This window comes from Nocardioides antri (assembly GCF_008373765.1).
GTDB classification, from domain to species: Bacteria; Actinomycetota; Actinomycetes; order Propionibacteriales; family Nocardioidaceae; genus Nocardioides; species Nocardioides antri.
In genome coordinates this window covers 1-20144 of the sequence record NZ_VUJW01000005.1, presented here as the reverse complement: position 1 = coordinate 20144, position 20144 = coordinate 1, and the positions used below count along the sequence as shown (strand labels likewise).

Here is a 20144-nt window from a genome sequence, read left to right as displayed (position 1 = left end):
CCGCGATCCAAACAGCCGGCGAAAACTCGCACTGCCGGGTCAGTGCCGAGCGTGGTGTCGTCGATCTCCGCGGGAACGCAGCGGGAAGTCGTCGCCCGGCCGAAGGTGAAGTGCTCGCGATGTAACAACAATCGGCCGCGGTACGGCCGCTATGCGATGTGCGAGCAATGCCTACTCAGGGACGGTGGCAAGATCTGCAGAACTTGTGGGCGTACGTATCGACCGGACGCGTCAACGGGCTGGAAGAAGGCCAAGTGCAAGACGTGTCGGAACTCCAAAGGCAAAGGCGTCTTCGTCGTTGCCCAGGCCGGATCACCTGGGTTGGGAAAGCGGCGATGACGGTCCCAGGGGACGCAACGAGTCGATGGGACAACATCGCAGTCAGGTTCGGAGTTCGCGGATCTGCGTGCCGTCGCCGGTCATCCAAAACGCCCAACCGTTCACGGCCTTTTGCCCCGTGAGCAGTCGCGCTGCCTGCGACGGTGACTCGTAGCGCTCCGTGCCATCCGAAAGCATCCCGTCTGCCGTCACTGTCACCCGATAGTCGCGGCCTCGGTAGTTCGCGTGCAGGACAGTCCCCGCCGACACGATTCCGCTGGCGACCAGGTCGGCTAGCGACGTCTGGTAGTGCCGTCGTCCGGCGGCCAACTCCGAGCCGTCGGCCTGGGCAGCGTGCTTCACTGCGACCCGCGGTGGCGCCGTTTCCTCGGAGGCCGGCATCGGTGGCAGCGCGGGGGTCAGCACGGCACTCTCGCGGATCTCCTCGGTGCCTGCGCCGAGCAGACTCGCAAGTCGCGCCCGCACGACGGCCCGGCGCCGATCGTAGAACGGGAGGAAGTCGACCAGGTCGGTCGGCAGTCCATGCAAGTCGTGACCGGCAAGCCAGGCGTTCCGCGCCTCTTCGCCGGCGTATTGGGAACGAACCCAGTCTGCAGGAAGCTGAGCGCGCTTCTGGAGGTTCTCCGGACCGGCGAGCAGTTGCAGGTTAGAGAGCCGCTCGATCTTGTCGGCGAATTCGGCGAAATCCGCTTCCGGTACCCCATTAGCCCGAAGCTTTGCGGCAGTGGCGAGACTCCGCGGGAACACGTGGTCGACGTGGAAGTCGTTGCGTGTGTCGACCCAGTCATAGAGGAGCGTCAGCAATGCGAACGAGCGCTTGTGCTTGTAAGGCGTATCGACGAGCTCGTCGAGGAGGGCACCGTCGAACGAGAGCGACTTGCCGCGCCTCGCCATTTCCGCCTCGATCGCGTCGATCGGGAAGCCGCCGGTGCTGTCCCGCAGTGCCTGATGCAGCGAGCGAAGAAGCTGGTCGAGCCCGCTGCCCCAGATGCCCGGCTTAAGGATGGTACGGATGGTCCAGTGGCGGAGCAGGGCACGGTCTTGGCGGACCGAAGGTGCCGCTGACGTCACGTAATTGTCGTCCAGGCCTCGCTGGTGGATGTAGTCCGCCACTGGAATGAGCACGCTGGCGGCGGGCAGCGAGCTCTCCGAGAACCCGAAGGACGACAGGAGCTTGACTCCGATTCGGAGTGCTCGCTCAACGTCGTCCCATTTGTCGTCCAGGATCTTCATGTTCTTGGCGCTGAAGTTCTCAACTCGGAAGCCGACGTCGCTGATGTCCGTCAGCACCAGTCCCGCCTTGAGAACGAGGTCCTTCGTGAACTTGAAGCCCGGTTTGGTGTCGTTGAGGTCATCGACGAGTCCGTGGATCTCTTCGCGAGCGTCCCGACCTTCGAACTGAGCCGTCGCAATGGACAGCAGCAGGTCGCTCTTCGTGAGTACGACTCCTCCGCTGTTGACGCGAACGAAGATGTCGAGCACCTTCGACAGGCTCTGTTCCTTCTCCTCGAAGTACGCGACGACACCGTCCTCGTGCACGGCCTTCCATAGGCGGGACAGCGTACGGAAAGCTGGCGTGCTCGTGAGGCCGTTCTCCGTGACGTACTCGAAGATCGGCTCGCCTGGCTCGACAACATCCAGGATGCCGCCCACGCGATACCAGTGGTGGCCGTCTCGATCTCGCGCCTGCTCGTCGGTCAGGAAGCTGAATCCGAACTGCAGATCGTCATCCTCTGTCGGCTCGTAGCGTAGATCGACGTACAGGCGCTTCGGCGGGTAGGCGTCGATCGAGTCGACCCGCTTTCGTGGAAGCTTGTGAGCGAGGCTGCCGTACAGACCGATGTTCAGCGTCGTCAGGCGCTGCTGCCCGTCGAGGATGGCGGTGAGTTCGCGTGGATCTGCCAAGTGCAAGCGGTCATTGTGTCGGTGTTTCCGCTCGTGCCAGTTCAACATGAACTCGTAGAAGTGGAAGGTCTTCGACTGTTCTGGGGTGACCTTCCAAAAGAGGAAGGTCCCGACGGGATAGCCACGGAGGATGCTGTCGAACAGGCGGGTCATCCGCTCGGGCTCCTGAGCCCAGACGAGTTCACGCTGGATCGCGGGCAGCACGAACTTGCCTTGAGCGATGCTTTCGAGTGTGTCCTTGATGGTGAGCGGGATCTGGTAGGCCATTGCTACTCCTTTCCCGGCGCCGGGGTGTTCGATGTCGTCGATCCTGAGTTGACCAACGATCCTCCGATCGACAAACAATCGACTGACAGGCTAGCCATGTGGCTGACGTCGGTGCGGCGCGCGATGCGAGAACTTCCCGATGCTCAGAAGTTCTCGCATCCACCTACGACCAATAGTGAAGGCCAGAAGTTCCTGGAGGGTCGGGATCGGCGCGTCTGAGGGGCGCCGCCAAGTCAACTTCAATCACAAATGTTGACTATAGTTGACATCTCCGATTGTGGTTGTCATTGTAGCGTCATGAACACGACCGATCCCGACGACGGTTCTGCCGCGCTGGCCGGCGCCGGCGCCGCCTCCGCCGTCGCCCACCCGACGGTCGTCGCTCGCCCGGTCGTCGATCCCGGCGTGCTCGGACAGGGTCGTGTGTTCAAGGAAGCGCTCAACCAGACCCACCCCATCGCCTGCATCGACCAGGAGGTCCGCCGGGTGGGCATCGTCGTCCGAAATGGCACCGCGCAACGGCACGGCCTGAGCCGAGCGACGTCGGAGCGGATGGCCGCGGCGGAAAGGCCCCTGCATGCGTTCGCCAGTGGCGCGAACCCTCGCGGCCTTGCGGCGGAGGTGGTGGCCGTCGCTGACTACCGCGAGCTTCACGCGGGCATCGACGTCGGAATCGTCAACGCGCCCACAAACGTCTCTCGGAACCTTCTCGACATTCGCATCGCGCCGGATTCATCGAGCCGCAAGGACCTTGTCTTCGCATTCGACGACCACCGCTACAGACGGGCGATCTGGAAGCCCAATGGGCAGGTCAAGACCGGCGGATCGCAGTACGTCGCGGACAGCCTAGTCAAGATGGCGAACACGCCGGGCTACGGGAAGGTTGGCTACGTCGACGCCCGCTATGTCAACGCCGACGGCACTCCGCGGGTCGCCGCGGACGCTTTCACCACGGCGGGACAGGCGAGGCGTCTCCAGGAAGCACGTGTCCGGCTGAGGGGCTTTCCCGATCTCGAAGCGCGTGCCGATCAGCTGATCGCGAACATCAGGGCGTCCAAGGCCGACGAACTCGATCCAGTGGCACGTCAGGAGCTCCTGCAACTCCGCGACGATCTTGCGTCGGCCTACAGCCCGCGCCGGGTGGCCGGCCGCGTGGGTGGCAGCGCCGCGACCGCAGCCGCGTCGGCAGCCGTCGTCTCACTTGTCGTGCAGCGCATGACCGGCAGCGAGGTCGACGCGAGGTCGGTCGCCGCGTCGGCCGGAGTCGCCGCCGCCGTCGCGGGTGGGGGAGCAGTTGCCGACGCCGCCGTTTATTACCTCGCGATCCGAGCGCTCGGGATGACCGCGGAGGCTGCAAAGGAACTGGCGCAGCGGAGCGTCGCCGTCGGTTCCGTCGTGATCGCCGTGGGCGGCGACGTTGTCGCAGAAGTCCGAGCGGCCCGCCGCGTGGAGGTGAGCGTTGCAGATGCGGTTGGCGGAGTCGCTGCGAAGGCAGCCCTTGACCTGCTCCCTCTCGTGATAGCCCAACTCGGGCTCGTCGGTGTGCCCGTGGTCGTGGGCGCTCAGGCGGGAGGGCGCTCCCTCATCGTTAAGGCTCGTGAGGCAGACCGGATGCTGGCTCAGAGGATCGCCACCGACGAGATGCTTGCCAATGACATCGCGGAGCGTATGTCGACGTTCCGGACCGAAGTAGAGGGCGTCGTCAGCAGGTGTGCCGACACCGATGGCGTCTTCGACCAGGTCATGAACACCACGAAATCGCCGCTCGCGCCGCTCAACGCCGTGGGCGACGTAGTCGGCGGAGCAACCAGGAGGATGGCATGAAGATGGATCGGCGCCTTCTGGTGGCCGTCAGCGGCCTGGTCGGGGTCGCCTGCGCGGCGTATGGAGCCGACCAGCAAGCCAAGCGCAGGCAGGATCAGGTTCAGTGCCGCGCGAGTCTTCAGCAGGTCGACATGGACCTACGGTCGAAGGAGGAGGAGCTCGCATCGCTGGGATCTCGGCTCGACGAGAAGAACGACCAGATCCTCATCCTCGTCGCTGAGATCGAGAGGCTTCATGAGGAACTTGCCGTGCGCGAGGCCTCGGCGTGAGCACACGGGTGGACGAGACCGCGCGGTCGGTGTCTGTCGCGACTGCGAAGGACGCTGTCGCGAGGAACCTCACGGCCGCTCGGGGCGCGCTCGGGTGGTCGCAGGAACAACTTGCGGACCAAGCGGGAGTCTCCAGAGCAACGGTCAACCAGCTCGAAGGTGGTGCGAGCGCGAACGGCGACCCACGACTGTCGACGATCGCGAGTCTTGCGGCAGCGTTGGGGATCTCGCCGATGTTTCTGCTGCTCGACCGCGAGGAGCTTCATGCGATTGCCGAGGCGCCGAAGAGTCAGGAGGCGAGGGACATCAACTCGTTCCTTGACGCCGGGCAGCTGAAGACAATGGACCGGCTCCTCGGTTCGGGGATTGCGAAGAACCGTGCAGAGGCGGTGGCCATGGGTACGGCGGCCGCGACACTGGCTGGCATTTCGGCTGGACCGCTCGCCGCCGCCGCCATCGGGACCGTGATCGTGCCAGGGATCGGGACCGCGGTCGCAGCCGCGATCGCCACGGCCTGGTTGTCGAGGAAAAAGGCTGGCTAAGAGACGCCTACCTCACGCGACGTCCTCGGGTATGGCGTGAGCGTTCACGTCGCGCAGGATGTCGACGATGACCTCGAAGTCGTTCGGGAAGATCATGTCGACGTGTCCATGGTCGACGTACGGCGACTCGTAGAGTCTGGCCGGCTCCATGAGCCCGTTGGCGGTGAGCTCTTCGACGATCAGCGATACGAAGCGAACCTGCTCGACGGAGAACCTCGAGTCGTCGAGGTAGTTCGCGAAAGCCTCGTTTGCCGCTGCTCGGTCGAGTCCGACGAGAGAGCGGATGAACGGGCCGAGGGAGCCGGCGCGCTCAGTAACCCAGGCAAGGTCGACCTGCTGGTCACCGCTCGAAGCGATCAGCATTTCCGCCAGTGAGTCAAGGTCTTCCGGAGTGAGCTGCTTGTTGCGGCGCAGCCGCTGGAGCGCGACGTGGTCTTCGTGTTCCTTCAGGTAGGCCTGCGCCTTGGCGCGGAACCGTTGCCAGTTCATCCCGGACGTCACCTGCGGCAGGTCGACGAGAGTCGGGTCCTCGAGTGTGTCTTCGAAGTCGGTGTAGACCGGGTTCTGCCTCGTCTTCTCGACGAACCGGATGAGGCCGCGCAGTCGCATCCGCATGACCTCGAGCATCGGCAGTGTGACGTCGACCCACCATTCGTCTCCCGCGACCTCGTCGATCAGGGCGAGCTGCTCCGCGACGGAGGGGATGTTCTTCTTGGGCAGAAGCGCGGTCGCGATCGCCTGGATCGTCTCCCGGATTCGTTCGGCGGCGACGGCGTCGCCCTCGAGTTGGGCGAGCTGCCGGCGGAGCACGAGGAGGTCGAACCGCTTGGCATCCTCGTCGGGATCGCGCACGGTCGACGGCAGCCCGGCAAGGTGTTCGACGATCTCGGTCGCGTCGTCCTTGGATACCGAAGCCCATCGATTGCGATCTGCCCAGGTCTCGACCTGCTGGCGCTTGGCTCGCACCAGGAAGTTGTCGAGGTTCATGCCGGCGACGATCTCGTGCAGCCAGTCGACGGTCGGTTCACGTAGTTCGCGCTCGGCGCCGGCGCCATCGAGAGCGACGATGAGCCCGAGGCGTGACTCGAAGAGGCGCTGGGTGAGCGACTTCTGTAGCGAGCCTTCGGACCCAGGAAGGTCTTGGCTGAAGTAGTCGAGGTTGCCGCAGAAGTCGAAGACGAAGAAGTCCTTCTTGTCCTCGCCGGGGCCGAACAGGTCGGCGCGCAGTCGGGTGCCGCGGCCGATCATCTGCCAGAACTTCGACTTCGATCGCACCATCTTGAAGAAGACGAGGTTGACGACCTCTGGCACGTCGATGCCCGTGTCGAGCATGTCCACACTAATCGCGATGTGCGGCGCCTTCTCGGGCTGGGAGAAGTTGTCGATCAGGCTCTGGGCGTACGTCGTGTGGTACGTGATGATGCGGGCGAACTCGCCGCCGTACTCCGGGTAGGCGACGTTGAAGCGCTGCTCGATGAACTCGGCGTGTGCCTGGTTCTTGGCGAATACGATCGTCTTGCCGAGGCGGTCGCCGCCCGCGACCTTGTGGCCATCGGTCATCAGGGTGGCGAGCACCTTGTCGACCGTGTCCTCGTTGAACAGGAAGCGGTTGAGCTCCTCGGAGTCGATCGCATCCGGAGGCCCGTCCTCACCCCAATCGAGGGCGTCCCACTCGTCCTTCTCCTCCTCGGAGAGCTCGTCGTACGAGATGCCCTGGCGGAGGAACTTGGTGCCGACCGAGACGCCGAACGGCGGCACGAGGAAACCGTCGCCGACCGCCTCGTCCAGGCCGTAGGCGTCGGTCGGGACGCCGTCTTCGAGCTGGAAGAGCCGGTAGGTGTTGTGGTCGACCTCGTCCTTAGGGGTGGCGGTCAGGCCGACCAGGTAGGAGTCGAACCACTCGAAGATGGCCCGGTACTTCTGGTACACGGACCGGTGGGCTTCGTCGATGACGATGAGGTCGAAGTACCCCGGCCCGAAGCGCCGGCTGCCGTCATCGACGTCATTGATGAGGTTCATGATGGTGGGGTACGTCGACGCGTAGATCCGGCCATCGGTCACCTTCTCGGTCACCAGGTTGACCGTCGTGACTCCGGGGAGGTGAGTCTTGAAGGCGTTGACGGCCTGGTTGACGAGTGCGGTCCGGTCGGCGAGGAAGAGCACCCGCTTGACCCAGTTCGCTTTCATCAACTGGTCGACCAGTGCGATCACCGTTCGCGTCTTGCCGGACCCTGTCGCCATCACCAGCAACGCCTCACGCTCGCGCTTGTCGAACGCGGTGTCGATCGCCTTGATCGCGCGGGTCTGGTAGTACCGCTCGACGATGTTGCTGTCGACCGCCGCTCCGGCCAGCGGTAGGCGAGTCTGGCGGCGCTGGATCATGAGCTCCAGCTCGTCGCGGGTGTAGAAACCCTGAACCTCCCGCTGCGCGTAGCCGGAGGCGATGAAGGCGGCGTCGTCCCACACCCAGTGCTGGTAGCCGTTGCTGTAGAAGATCACCGGCCGCCGACCGAACTCCGCTTGGAGGCAGTCCGCATAGAGCTTGGCCTGCTGCTGCCCGACCTGGGGGCTCCTGGTCGTGCGCTTGGCCTCGACGACCGCGAGCGGAAGACCGTCGGCGCCCCACAGCACGTAGTCGACGAATCCCGTGCCGTTGTTGTTCGGCATGCCGGTCACCGGATACTCGCGATCGCGCTTGTCCTCGAGGAGCCAGCCGGCCTCGGCGAGCAGGACGTCGATGATCAGTCGCCGCGTGTCCGCCTCGGAGTAGTCGTGGTCATCCGGCTTCGTGTTGACAGCCTGCGCAGCCGCGATCTGCGCCTTGAGGGTCGCAATCTCCGCGTCCTTCGCCGCCGCCAGGTCGTCCCGTTCGGCAAGCGCCTTGGCGTGGGCTTCGTCCTGCGCCTTGAACTTCGCCGCCAGCTGGGCGAGCTCGTGGCGGGAGAGCGGAGCCAGCTTCGCGGCGATCGCGGGATCGAACTGCTTGCTCGTCGGCACACTCTGTGGATCCGTCGAGTAGCGGTAGGCGGCGAACACGACGACGTGGAAGAGCTCGCGCAGCACCTGCAGCGCGACCTGCGGCTGGATCGGCCTGCTCTCGTGGGCTGCGGTGTTGCCGACTCGGCGGATCAGATTGAACTTCTGCGCGATCCCGTTGCCAACCTTGGCCTTGAACGCTGAGTCGTTGATCCGTGCTGCCAAGTCGTTCTGGTACGGCGCGCGGAGGCCCATCACGTCGTACAGATGGCCGACGAGTTGCTCGATCGCCCTGCGGCTGTAGAAGGACGCCGCCGCCGGATCGCTCGACACGTATGACTCCGCACGTACACAGTCCGCGTGAACGGCCGGGAGGCTGGTCTTGACGAAGTCGAAGTTGCTCACTTCACAGCTCACCTCTGAACGCGCGGAACTGGAGAGAGGCGAAGAGTTCGTCGTCAGCAGCCAGGGAACGATGGATGGAGCCGCGCTGGCCGTCGATGCGGCCAACCCGGGCGGCAAACTCGTGTTGGAGGTCAAGGGGCGGGAGGGGGATCTGGATGCTACGGACGTCGGTCTGGTTGATACTCGACTGGTTGACCGCGTCTTTAGTCATAGGGGCAACCTGGGCTCGCACGTCTTTGGTCTGCATGAACTCCACGGCGAACCTGGGCAGCAGTCGCTCTTGATCAACCCGGACGCGCATGATGTTCGACTCGAACACGGTGGGTTCCTGAAGTTCACCGACGATGGCGGTCTTCCCGACATGCTCCCGGCTATTGACGCGGTTCACCAAGAGGTCGCCCGGAGCGAGGGCGAATTCGACGATCTGATTGTCAGATGCCCGGAGTCGTCTCAAGGAGTCCATTGCGATCACGCCGGAGCCAAACTTGAAGGAGTCGATTCTGACGATCGGGGTGCCCGAACCGTAGTCCGACGACGGGCGGTAGAGACCGTTCTTCGGACCGTCCGCGATCAAGTCACCGAACGCAACGCGGTCGAACCCGCTCCGCAGCAGGTCATCGAGGATCGACTTGGTTAGGGAGTTGAGGTGAGTGAGGACTAGGCGGCGCTTGGTGCGGAGAGTGTCTGCGTGGTCGAGGATCCCGGCGATGCGGCGCTGCTCGGGGAGCGATGGGAGCGGAATCCGTAACTCCTCCAGCACGCGCGAGTCGAGCTTCTTGGTGCCGTGAGCGGCCGTGCTCACCCTGGACAGAATTTCGTCATGCTGCGCCCGTAGCATCGCGGCGAGGAATGCCGTATCGACGTCACGTTTGGGTAGCAGCGCCTTCAAGTCCTGGTTGATCGCGGCGTCGACGTCGAGGATGGAGATCGGGACAGTGTGGGCGAGGATCATCCCGCGGACGACCATTGCGATGGTTCCGGCGGGAAGCTTCCGCAGGGGAGTCGAACGGAACGCCTCGTCAGAGATGTGATCGGTGGAGTCACGGAGGCGCGACCTCTTCATATCTTTGGCGCTAAACCACGGCACATCGCCGGCCCAGAACTCGGACTTGGACTTGGACGGTGTGCCCCCGCTGTAGAAGTCCACGAGTTCCCCGAGGGCCACGGTGGTCACGGTGGTCACGTGAGCATGGCCTTCAACTCGGCGAGGCCCTTGGCGATCTCGTCCTCCAGGACCTCGATGTCGGCCAGGATCTCGAGCGGTGCGCGGTGCTCGACCTCCTCCTGCTCGACCTCCTTATAGCGGTTCAGGGAGAGGTCGTATCCCTGGCCGACGATGTCCGCCTTGGGGACGAGGAAGGACTGGTCGGTGCGGGCGCGGTCCGTCTCGGCCTCGAGTTTCTGCCAGCGAGCGAGGACGTCGGGCAGGTCGTCGACCTCGATCGGGATGCGCTTGTCGTCGAGGGAGAAGCCGTCCGCTCGGACGTCGTAGAACCAGACGTTCTCGGTGCCTCCCTCGTCGGTCTTGGTGAAGAACAGGATCGCGGTGGATACGCCGGCGTACGGCTTGAAGACGCCCGAGGGCAACTTTACGACCGCGTCGAGCTTCTGGTCCTCGACCAACACCTTTCGCAGCTCCCTGTGCGCCTTCGACGAGCCGAAGAGCACGCCGTCGGGGACGATCACCGAGGCGCGACCACCTGGTTTGAGGAGTTTAAGGAAGAGCGCGAGGAAGAGCAGTTCGGTCTTCTTCGTCTTCACCACCCGCTGCAGGTCCTTCGAAGTCGCCTCGTAGTCCAGCGAGCCGGCGAAGGGAGGGTTGGCCAGGATCAGCGTGTACTTTTCGGCATCCTCGCTGGCGCCCTCGGACAGGGAGTCGCGGTAGCGGATGTCGGGTGACTCCACACCGTGCAGCAGCATGTTCATCGAGCCGATCCGCAGCATAACGTTGTCGAAGTCGTAGCCATGGAACATGGACGAGTGAAAGTGCTTGCGCTGGGTGGCGTCGGTGAGCGCTGAAGGGTGGTGCTCGCGGACGTACTCACTCGCGGCGACCAGGAAGCCGGCTGTGCCGCACGCCGGGTCGCAGATCTCGTCGGTCGGCTGCGGGGCAGTCATGTCGACCATCAGCTTGATGATGTGCCGCGGGGTGCGGAACTGCCCATTCTGGCCGGCCGATGCGATCTTGCCGAGCATGTACTCGTAGAGGTCGCCGTTGGTGTCCCGGTTCTCCATGGGGATCGTGTCGAGCATGTCGACGACCTTCGAGAGCAGCGCCGGGGTCGGGATGGTGAACCGGGCGTCCTTCATGTGGTCGGAGTACGTGGAGTCGTCACCGCCGACCTGCTCGCCGTACTTCTGCAGGAATGGGAAGACCTGCGTGGCGACGGTCTGGTACATCACGTCGGCGTCGAGGTTCTTGAACCGACTCCACCGCAGGTGTTCCTGGCCGGGCAGGAACTTCGCATCCTCGATGGGACCGCCGGTGATCCGCGCCTTCTTCTCCGCGAGGGTCTGCAGGTCATCGAGGCGCCGGATAAAGAGCAGGTAGGTGATCTGCTCGATGACCTCGAGCGGGTTGCTGATGCCGCCGGACCAGAAGGCGTCCCAGACGCGGTCAATCTTGCTCTTCAGTTCGCCCGTGATCACGGCAGTCACCCTAGTCAGAGGCGGGTTCGTTCGTCCGGACATGGCAGACCTCCTGCTGCCGGTCCATCCGCACAGCCGGAGAAGCTCTCATGACCCGCCGACGGATCGTCGCCTGCACGTGGGGGGCGCGCACGTCCGGAGGTTTCGAGGCTCGTCGCCAGTGCTCCTCGCACCTCAACCACCGGTCCCAAAAGTAGGACAGGAGCGGTCAGAACTGGCCGCTCCTTATTCCCTGAATATTCCCCGCCAGAAAGTGCCTTTGTGAAAGTGGCCTCTGACCTGCGGAAACGTGGTGGGCGATACTGGGTTTGAACCAGTGACCTCTTCCGTGTCAAGGAAGCGCGCTACCGCTGCGCCAATCGCCCTAGATGGAGTTGTGGAGGTGGGTACGGGATTTGAACCCGTGTACACGGATTTGCAGTCCGTTGCCTCGCCTCTCGGCCAACCCACCAGTGGAGGCCTGGGTCTGACCTCTCCGAGCGGACGACGAGGCTCGAACTCGCGACCTCAACCTTGGCAAGGTTGCGCTCTACCAACTGAGCTACGTCCGCCTGCGACTCCCTCCGAACCGGAGATTCCCCGGTGCGGCTGGTGCGCGTGAGAACAGTAGCCGATCGCCCTGGCACCGCCAAAACCGGGTCACGGACCGGCCGTGCCGCGCCCTCCGTAGGGTGAGCGCATGCGTGTGTGGATCAACGGTGAGGTGCTCGCAGACCCCAGTGCTCCTGCTGTTCCGGTCACCGACCACGGCCTGACCGTCGGGGACGCGGTGTTCGAGGCGGTGAAGGTCGTCGACGGGAAGCCGTTCGCGCTCGGCCTCCACCTCGACCGGCTCGAGCGGTCGGCGAACGGGCTCGGGCTGGAGGGCGTCGACCCCGAGGTCGTACGACGCGGGGTGGCCGCCGTGCTCGACAGCGACCCACTGCCGCTCGGCCGGCTGCGGATCACGGTGACCGCGGGCCCGGCGCCGCTGGGCTCGGGCCGGGGGAGTGCCGACCCCACCGTGATCGTCGTGGCCTCCCCGATGGATCCCGCGCCCGAGACCACGACCGTCGTCACCGTGCCCTGGCCCCGCAACGAGCGGGCCGCGCTCGCCGGGCTCAAGACGACGTCGTACGCCGAGAACGTCGTCGCCCTCGCGGCCGCGCGGGAGAAGGGTGCGACCGAGGCGGTGTTCGCGAACCTCCAGGGCCACCTGTGCGAGGGCACCGGCACCAACGTCTTCTATGTCGTCGACGGCGAGCTGCGGACCCCGAGCCTGGCCAGCGGCTGCCTCGCCGGCGTCACCCGCCGCCTGCTCCTGGAGTGGTTCGGCGGCAAGGAGGTCGACGAGCCGATCGACGTCGCGGCCGGCGCGGACGAGATCTTCCTCGTGTCGACGACCCGTGACGTGCAGGGTGTGACCCGGTGGGACGACCGCGACCTCCCCGCGCCGGGGCCAGTGACCCGCGAGGCGATGGCCGCGTGGCGTGCGCGAGAGCCGGAGATGTTGGGTCGCTGACGGGCCTTGGTTTCGAGGCTCGCTGCTGCACCACCTGGGCTGAGGAAGAGCCGAGATCGGGCCGAAGCCCCTGATTCCGGATCACGGGTCGCGATGCGTTAAAGTCATGCGTCGCATCACGATCCGGGCGATTGGCGCAGTGGTAGCGCGCTTCGTTCACACCGAAGAGGTCACTGGTTCGAACCCAGTATCGCCCACCCGAATCACCACGTCCGCGCGTCGGCCGCCTCCCGCGCCGCCCGGACAGCAGCACCGATCGGGCCCCGGTGCGCCGGCCCGTGGCCCGGCAGCACCGTGTCCGCGTCGAGTCCGTCGAGCGGGTCCAGTCCCGCGACGTCGTCGCCGTGCTGGAACATCCGAGCGATCAGCTGCGGTCCCTCCGTCCGCGAGGTCGCGTGCGCGGTGCAGAGGCCGTCGCCGGTCGCTACCACCCCGGCCGCCGGCACGAAGTACGCCGTGTGCCCGCTGGTGTGGCCGGGCGTCGGGACCGGCACCGGCCGGCCTGGCAGGTCGAGCGGCGCGCCGGGCGTCAATGCCTCCACCTCGGCGAACGCGACGTCGCGCAGCGCCCCGGCGCGGGCGATCCGGAGCGACCAGGCCAGCACGCCGCGACGGTGCGAGTTGCGCGCCACCTGGACCGGCGTGGCCTGCTCGAGGTGGTCGCGCCGGACGTGCGCGACCTCGGCCGGGTGGGCGAGGACCGGCGTCCCGTACCTCGCGTGGAAGTGGGCGAGCCCGCCGATGTGGTCCACGTGGCCGTGGGTCACCACGATCGCGCGGACGTCCTCGGGCCGGCCGCCGATGCGTCGTACCGACTCCTCGACCAGTGGCGCGTACGCCGGATAGCCGGTGTCGACCAGGGTCAGGTCGGTGCCCTCGCGGAGGAGGACCCAGTTGACGTCCCGCCCGCGGCAGAGGAACACGTCGCTGTCGGCGGTGACGACCTCGAGCTCGTTCATGTCGGCATCCTGGCAGTCGGCCCGTCGACATGCGCCGCATCGCCTGTCGTAAGGCTGGGCCGCTGGTCCAGACCGCCTGCGGCTGAAGATGGACGTGGGGTCGCGGCAGGAGCAGCATGGAGGCCGATCGGCGGTCGTCGCCTGACGTCGTCCCGGGCTGCCGGACATGGGGATCCGACATGGTCAAGCGACTTCTTCTTGCACTGGTGCTCGGCGTGGCAGCCCTTCCGCTCGCGGTCGGGCCGGTCCACGCCACCGGCCCCGGGCTGTCGATCGACGACGTGACCGTCGTCGAGCCCAGCTGGCCCGACGCCGAAGCACCGGCCGTCTTCACGGTGACGCTCGACCAGCCGGTCGCCACCACCGTGACGGTGGACTACTCGGCGTCGGCGCCGGCGATCCGAGCCACCTCCGGGACCTTGACGTTCGTGCCGGGTGACGTCAGCGAACAGCTGGCTGTCGAGGTCCTGCGCCGGTCCAGCACCGCGAACGACGAGAGCTTCGTCGTGACGCTGTCCAACACCTCAGGCGCACCCATGGCCGACCCATGGGGCGTCGGACGCGTCCTCAACAGCGACCGGGGCGGCTCGTGGTCCTGCCAGACCCACCCGGTGGAGGTGTGGAACTACGCGTCGGTGCCGACGGACTTCGGCCCCACGGCCGAGGAGGACGTGTCGATCGGCTCGGAGCACGGCTGTCCGTCCACGGACACCAGCGATCCCACGACGGCAACCAACCGGGTCCCGGGCCCCCTGGGCACGCATGGCTACACGGTCGAGGTCGGCGCGACCCGGTCCCGCGCGTCGACGGTCCCGTGGCCCAACCCCGACGACACCCGGCCTTTCGTCGGCGACGGCGCCGATGTGGAGGCGTCGGTCGCGACGCTCCACATCACCGGGCCCGGCCTCGACCTCCGGCTGGACGGGGCGTGGGCGACCGCCGGTGCGCGCTGCGTCGTGATCGGGGATCCTCCGTCGTTCACCTCCGCCAGCCGGGTGAGCGGACTGGTCCTGAACGGCCGCAGGATCGGCGCGGTGACCGACGAGAGGCGGATCCCCGTCGCGGGTGGGGTCCTCTGGCTGAACCGGACCGAGCCGGCTGGCTGGCCCTACCGCCGGCAGAGCGCCGTCCACCTCGTCCTCAACGGCTCCTACGACAACCACGAGGTGCTCGTCGCGAGCGCAAGCGTCTATGCGCCGTTCGGGAACCCCTGCAGCACCTGATCGGCGCGGGTCGGTAATCCGGTCCGGCCTCCGAGCGAACCCTCGATACCATCGAGGTAGCGGCCGGACCGGGCCGCTGCCGCCTACCTGCAGGGAGTCGCCCCGTGTCCGAGATCAAGGTCGTCCGCGTCCATGCCGGCGAACGGCAGGAGCAGACGACGACGCTCGGCACCAAGGCCTGGGAGCTCTTCAAGGACCAGCCGGACGTGATCGCCGCCCGGGTCGCCGGCGAGCTCAAGGACCTCTCCTACGAGCTGGTCGACGGCGACGAGGTCGAGGGTGTCGCGATCGACAGCAGCGACGGCCACGACATCCTGCGGCACTCCTGCGCGCACGTGCTGGCGCAGGCGGTCCAGGACCTCTACCCCGACGCGAAGCTCGGCATCGGCCCGCCGATCAAGGACGGGTTCTACTACGACTTCGACGTCGAGACCCCGTTCACCCCGGACGACCTCGCCAAGCTCGAGACCCGGATGCGCAAGATCATCAAGGACAACCAGCGGTTCTCCCGCCGGGTGACCACCGACGACGACGCGCGGGCCGAGCTCGCCCACGAGCCCTACAAGCTCGAGCTGATCGGCCTGAAGTCCAAGGTCGCCGACGCTGAGTCGATCGGCGAGGGCGCCGGAGCCGAGGTCGGCGCCGGCGAACTCACCATCTACGACAACATCGACCGCAACGGCGAGGTGGCCTGGAAGGACCTCTGCCGCGGCCCGCACCTGCCGACCACGAAGCGGATCCCGGCCTTCAAGCTGATGCGCTCCGCTGCGGCGTACTGGCGCGGCGACGAGAAGAACAAGCAGCTCCAGCGGGTCTACGGCACCGCCTGGGAGACCAAGGAGGCCCTCGACGACTACCTCCACCGGCTCGAGGAGGCCGAGAAGCGCGACCACCGCAAGCTCGGCCGCGAGCTCGACCTGTTCAGCTTCCCCGACGAGATCGGCTCCGGCCTGGTGGTCTTCCACCCCAAGGGCGGCGTGATCAAGCGGGAGATGGAGGACTACGTCCGGCTCCGGCACATCGAGGAGGGCTTCCAGTACGTCGGCACGCCCCACATCACCAAGGAGGGGCTGTTCCACACCTCCGGGCACCTGCCGTACTTCGAGGACACGATGTTCCCTCCGATGGAGATGGAGAACAGCCGCTACTTCCTCAAGGCGATGAACTGCCCGATGCACAACCTGATCTTCAGGTCGCGCGGGCGGTCCTACCGCGAGCTGCCGCTGCGGCTCTTCGAGTTCGGCACGGTCTACCGCTACGAGAAGTCCGGCGTCGTGCACGGCCTGACCCGCGTGCGCGGCCTCACCCAGGACGACTCGCACTCCTACGTGATGCCCGAGCAGGCCCCCGACGAGGTCAAGCACCTGCTGGGCTTCGTCCTCAGCCTGCTGCGCGACTTCGGCCTCGACGACTTCTACCTCGAGCTCTCGACCCGGGACGACTCCAAGGACAAGTTCATGGGCACCGACGAGCAGTGGGAGGTCGCCACCAAGGTCCTCGAGGAGGCCGCCGTCGAGACCGGCCTCGAGCTGGTCCCCGACCCCGGCGGCGCTGCGTTCTACGGCCCCAAGATCTCGGTCCAGGCGCGGGACGCGATCGGCCGGACCTGGCAGATGTCGACGATCCAGTACGACTTCAACCAGCCGGAGGGCTTCGGCCTGGAGTACGTCGCGCCCGACGGCTCCAAGCAGCAGCCGGTGATGATCCACTCCGCGAAGTTCGGCTCGATCGAGCGGTTCTTCGGAGTGCTCGTCGAGCACTACGCCGGGGCGTTCCCTCCCTGGCTCGCGCCCGTGCAGGTCGAGGCGATCCCGATCGCGGAGCGCCACCACGACTACCTCTACGACGTCGCCCGGCAGCTGCAGGCGCGCGGCATCCGGGTGGAGGTCGACGACTCCGACGACCGGATGCAGAAGAAGATCCGCAACGCGCAGCTCCAGAAGGTGCCGTTCATGGTGATCGCCGGCGACCAGGACGTCGAGGCGGGCGCGGTGTCCTTCCGCTACCGCGACGGGCGCCAGGACAACGGCGTCCCGGTCGCGGAGGCCATCGATCGGGTCGCCGCCGCGATCGCGTCGCGCGAGCAGGTCTGAGCACCGCGATGCGCCGCGCGCTCGCCACCGCCGTCGTCCTCGTGATGACGCTGGTGGGCGCGTGCGGCGAGGAGGGCGGCGAGGAACCCCGGGCGGACACGACGACGAGCGACGCCCCGAAGGGTGACAAGGGCAAGAAGCGCGACAGCCCCAGCGGGCAGGGCGAGCCCGGCGACGAGGCGAGCAACCTCGCCGACATGGCTGAGGACCTCGCGAACGAGGCCGCCGGCACGATCCCGCCGCGCGACGGGCCGGTGCAGGGCGCCGACATCAGCTGGCCGCAGTGCCCGGAGGGCATGGGCATCCCGGAGAAGCAGTCGTTGGGCCTGCCGATGCCGGTGCCCGAGGCGGAGTTCGTCGTCATCGGACTGACCAACGGCCCCGGCTTCACCCCCAACCCGTGCCTGGCCGACCAGGTCGCGTGGGTGCAGGAGCGCGAGCTGCTCGCCGCGGCGTACGCCGTCTCCAGCTATCCCGACGAGGAGACCCTCGAGCTCTACGCCTGGGACGGCCCCTACGACGGCGGCAGCCTCAAGGGTCGGCTGCGCAACGTCGGCTACCAGCAGGCCCGCTTCAACATCGACTCGATGATCGACGCAGGACTGCAGTCGCCCCTGGTCTGGATCGACGTCGAGCCGGTCCCCTACTTCGAGTGGAGCGACGACCCGGGCGCCAACGCCGCCGTCGTCGAGGGCGCGGCCCGCGGCTACACCGAGGCCGGCTACGCGATCGGGGTGTACTCCACGCCGTACCTCTGGGAGACGGTCGTCGGCGACTTCCGCCTCGGCGTCCCCGAGTGGCGCGCGGCGGGGGAGACGTCCCGCGAGGAGGCGCTCAACCGCTGCGGCGACGACTGGTCGATCCAGGGCGGGCCCGCGGTGCTCGGCCAGTGGGTCGCCGACAACCGTGACCACAACGTCACCTGCCCCGGCATCTCCGAGGACCTCGGCCGCTGGTTCCACCAGTACTGATCAATTGGCGCGAGCGTGTCGCAGACGGTGCTCGCCGCCCGGGCCATCGCAAGCTCGGCCCGCGGGCTTCGCACCGTGCGGCTTCGCCGCCGTGCGACACGCTGCCGCGCGTGCCTGGGGGCGACCGCCGGTGGCGGCTGACCGGCGGCGATCGGCCAGCCGCGCCCGGCGGCGGCTACGCTGCGGGCAGGACTTTCCGGGGGCTCATGAGAGGAATGCGAAGTTCCGATGGCGGACGAGGCGACCGACGGCGCCGAGTACGGCGGCGACGGCCGACGGCTGCGCTGGCTGGCGCACAACCAGGCGCGCCGGCGGGTCATCATCGACGCCGCGATCCGCGTGCTGGAGCGCTCCGAGCCGGGTGAGGACATCCAGGTCCAGCTGATCGCCGAGGAGGCGGGGCTCGCCCGCACCGTGCTCTACCGGCACTTCCACGACCGCGTCGACCTCGACCTCGCCGTGCAGGCGAAGATCTGCGAGGACCTCGGCGCCAAGCTGCTCGCGAAGCTGTCGTACGACGGCAGGCCGATCGAGATCATCCGCGCCGTCATCGAGGGCGTGGTGAACTGGGCGGTCGAGCACCCGACGCTGTTCTGGTTCATCGAGCTCGAGCTCCCCGGGCCCGGGCCGCATCCGCTCTCCGAGGCGATCGAGCGGATCGCCGAGCAGATCGAGGCACTGATGAACACCGTGGTCGACTACCACGGGGTCGAGCTGAGCGCCGCCGACCGGGCGGGCCTCGACCCGTGGGTGTTCGCCCTGATCGGTGCGGTCTTCTCCGGCGTCAAGCGCTGGCAGTCCCGGATGGAGGCGGTGCCGACGGCCAAGGGGTTCGCCGACCTGCTGGCCGACTCCATCTGGCTCCAGATCAAGGGCCTGGCGGACATGCGGGGGATCACCGTGCCCGACGTCCCGCTCAGCGAGCTCCTCAGCGTCATGGAGAAGTCCGAACGGTGATTTCACCCGAAGAGATGACCGATCCCGACGGCCTGGAGCGTCTCTGGACGCCGCATCGGATGGCCTACGTCCGCAACGCGTCGGACGAGGCTGTTGCCCACGACCCCGACCTGCCGGCGTGCCCGTTCTGCCGGATCACGCCCGACCCTGAGACGTCGCGCGACGACGAGATGGTCGTCGCCAGGGGCGCGACGTCGTACGCCGTGCTGAACAAGTACCCCTACAACCCCGGTCACCTGATGGTCCTGCCGTACCGGCACGTCGCCGACTACACCGATCTCGACGACGAGGAGACCGCGGAGGTGGCGCTGCTGACGAAGCAGGCGATCGGGACGATCAGGCGGATCGCCCAGCCGCACGCGTTCAACATCGGGCTCAACCTCGGCGGAGCGGCCGGCGGCTCGCTGTCCGGCCACTTCCACCAGCACGTCGTGCCGCGGTGGACCGGCGACGCCGGGTTCATCACCGTCATCTCGGGCACGAAGGCCATCCCGCAGCTGCTCGAGGAGACCCGCGACCTGCTGGTCGGCGCCTGGCGATAGCGTCTGCGTCGTGCTCGACCGCTTCAAGGACTTCTGGCAGGGCGTCGTTCTCATGCCCTTCGTCAAGCTGTTCATCAGGTTGGGGATCAGCCCCGACGCGGTGACCTTCGTCGGCACGGTCGGAGTCTGTGTCGGCGCGCTGGCGTTCTTCCCTCGCGGCGAGCTGCTGTCGGGCGTCCTCTTCATCACCGCGTTCGTCTTCAGCGACCTGATCGACGGCAAGATGGCGCGGACCCTGGGGCGGAAGTCCCGGTTCGGGGCGTTCTGGGACTCCACGCTCGATCGGATCGGCGACGGCGCGATCTTCGGCGGTCTGGCGCTCTACTTCGCCGGGCCCGGCGACAGCTACCTCTACCTGTGCGTGACGCTCTGGTGCCTGGTGATGGGCTCGGTGACCTCCTACGCCCGGGCGCGTGCCGAGTCCCTCGGCATGGACGCCAAGGGCGGTCTGGCCGAGCGCGCCGACCGGCTCGTCTCGATCCTCGTCATGACCGGCCTCGCCGACATCTTCGACCTGCCGATCCTCATGTTCGTCACCCTCTGGGCGCTGGCCGCCGCGAGCGCCTACACCGTGGTCTTCCGGGTGCGGAAGGTCTACCGCCAGGCCGCTGTCCTCGATGCGGCTGCCGATGCGGAGGAGAAGCCTCCGGCCGCCTAGAATCGTAGGCATGAGCGAGCAGCACGAACTGGGCACGACCAAGGTCAAGCGGGGCATGGCCGAG

At 66.8% G+C, this 20144-nt stretch carries 15 protein-coding genes and 4 tRNA genes; 11 read left to right on the top strand and 8 right to left on the bottom strand.

From position 1 onward, the window contains the following. Positions 1–381 precede the first annotated feature (381 nt). Entirely contained in the window at positions 382–2511 is a 2130-nt protein-coding gene (locus F0U47_RS11945) for a GmrSD restriction endonuclease domain-containing protein (RefSeq protein WP_149750715.1), read from the bottom strand. Positions 2512–2808: 297 nt separating this feature from the next. Here F0U47_RS11945 and F0U47_RS11940 point away from each other — a divergent pair, with 297 nt between their 5' ends. From F0U47_RS11940 to F0U47_RS11930, 3 genes are read left to right on the top strand one after another with little or no spacing between them, the layout of a single operon-like run. Further along, the gene (locus tag F0U47_RS11940) at positions 2809–4335 is read left to right on the top strand and encodes a hypothetical protein (protein WP_149750714.1); all 1527 of its coding nucleotides are present in this window, start codon (positions 2809–2811) and stop codon (positions 4333–4335) included. After that, entirely contained in the window at positions 4332–4604 is a 273-nt protein-coding gene (locus F0U47_RS11935; RefSeq protein WP_149750713.1) for a hypothetical protein, read from the top strand. The genes F0U47_RS11940 and F0U47_RS11935 overlap by 4 nt, the downstream gene beginning before the upstream one ends. Positions 4605–4612: 8 nt before the next feature. Further along, positions 4613–5146: a helix-turn-helix domain-containing protein gene (locus F0U47_RS11930; protein ID WP_188111315.1), complete on the top strand. Its 534-nt coding sequence runs from the start codon at positions 4613–4615 to the stop codon at positions 5144–5146. Between the two features lie 12 nt (positions 5147–5158). On the opposite strand, the gene F0U47_RS11925 is transcribed toward F0U47_RS11930, so the two are convergent. From F0U47_RS11925 to F0U47_RS11900, 6 genes are all read right to left on the bottom strand, one after another. Then, positions 5159–8527: a DEAD/DEAH box helicase family protein gene (locus tag F0U47_RS11925; RefSeq protein WP_149750711.1), complete on the bottom strand. Its 3369-nt coding sequence runs from the start codon at positions 8525–8527 to the stop codon at positions 5159–5161. Position 8528: 1 nt separating this feature from the next. Beyond that, the gene (locus F0U47_RS11920; protein WP_149750710.1) at positions 8529–9710 is read right to left on the bottom strand and encodes a restriction endonuclease subunit S; all 1182 of its coding nucleotides are present in this window, start codon (positions 9708–9710) and stop codon (positions 8529–8531) included. Beyond that, on the bottom strand, positions 9707–11176 hold the full coding sequence (locus F0U47_RS11915) for a type I restriction-modification system subunit M (RefSeq protein ID WP_149750709.1): 1470 nt from the start codon (positions 11174–11176) through the stop codon (positions 9707–9709). The genes F0U47_RS11920 and F0U47_RS11915 overlap by 4 nt, the downstream gene beginning before the upstream one ends. A 290-nt stretch (positions 11177–11466) precedes the next feature. Continuing rightward, a tRNA-Val gene (locus F0U47_RS11910) sits at positions 11467–11541 on the bottom strand. A 12-nt stretch (positions 11542–11553) separates the two neighbouring features. Further along, positions 11554–11627: transfer RNA gene (locus F0U47_RS11905), tRNA-Cys, on the bottom strand. Between the two features lie 27 nt (positions 11628–11654). Continuing rightward, a tRNA-Gly gene (locus F0U47_RS11900) sits at positions 11655–11727 on the bottom strand. 128 nt (positions 11728–11855) lie between these two features. On the opposite strand from F0U47_RS11900, the gene F0U47_RS11895 reads away from it, so the two are divergent. Further along, a complete protein-coding gene (locus tag F0U47_RS11895) occupies positions 11856–12677 on the top strand; it encodes an aminotransferase class IV (RefSeq protein ID WP_149750708.1) in 822 nt (273 codons plus the stop codon). 125 nt (positions 12678–12802) lie between these two features. Further along, positions 12803–12874 (top strand) — tRNA-Val (locus F0U47_RS11890). Between the two features lie 6 nt (positions 12875–12880). On the opposite strand, the gene F0U47_RS11885 is transcribed toward F0U47_RS11890, so the two are convergent. Beyond that, positions 12881–13636, bottom strand: coding sequence for an MBL fold metallo-hydrolase (locus F0U47_RS11885; RefSeq protein WP_149750707.1), 756 nt, complete (start codon positions 13634–13636; stop codon positions 12881–12883). 179 nt (positions 13637–13815) lie between these two features. On the opposite strand from F0U47_RS11885, the gene F0U47_RS11880 reads away from it, so the two are divergent. The 6 genes from F0U47_RS11880 to pgsA all read left to right on the top strand — a co-directional run bounded on the left by F0U47_RS11880 (position 13816) and on the right by pgsA (position 20080). After that, a complete protein-coding gene (locus F0U47_RS11880) occupies positions 13816–14859 on the top strand; it encodes a hypothetical protein (protein WP_149750706.1) in 1044 nt (347 codons plus the stop codon). 104 nt (positions 14860–14963) lie between these two features. After that, positions 14964–16952: a threonine--tRNA ligase gene (thrS, locus tag F0U47_RS11875; protein ID WP_149750705.1), complete on the top strand. Its 1989-nt coding sequence runs from the start codon at positions 14964–14966 to the stop codon at positions 16950–16952. Between the two features lie 8 nt (positions 16953–16960). Next, positions 16961–17923: a glycoside hydrolase family 25 domain-containing protein gene (locus tag F0U47_RS11870; RefSeq protein WP_149750704.1), complete on the top strand. Its 963-nt coding sequence runs from the start codon at positions 16961–16963 to the stop codon at positions 17921–17923. Positions 17924–18151: 228 nt separating this feature from the next. Next, complete coding sequence (locus F0U47_RS11865) at positions 18152–18880, top strand: TetR/AcrR family transcriptional regulator (protein WP_149750703.1); 729 nt, start codon at positions 18152–18154, stop codon at positions 18878–18880. Next, complete coding sequence (locus tag F0U47_RS11860; protein ID WP_246159583.1) at positions 18877–19422, top strand: HIT family protein; 546 nt, start codon at positions 18877–18879, stop codon at positions 19420–19422. The genes F0U47_RS11865 and F0U47_RS11860 overlap by 4 nt, the downstream gene beginning before the upstream one ends. 52 nt (positions 19423–19474) lie before the next feature. Continuing rightward, positions 19475–20080 carry a phosphatidylinositol phosphate synthase gene (gene pgsA / locus F0U47_RS11855; protein ID WP_438362063.1) on the top strand — a complete coding sequence of 202 codons (606 nt, stop codon included), beginning with the start codon at positions 19475–19477 and terminating at the stop codon, positions 20078–20080. Positions 20081–20144 lie beyond the last annotated feature (64 nt).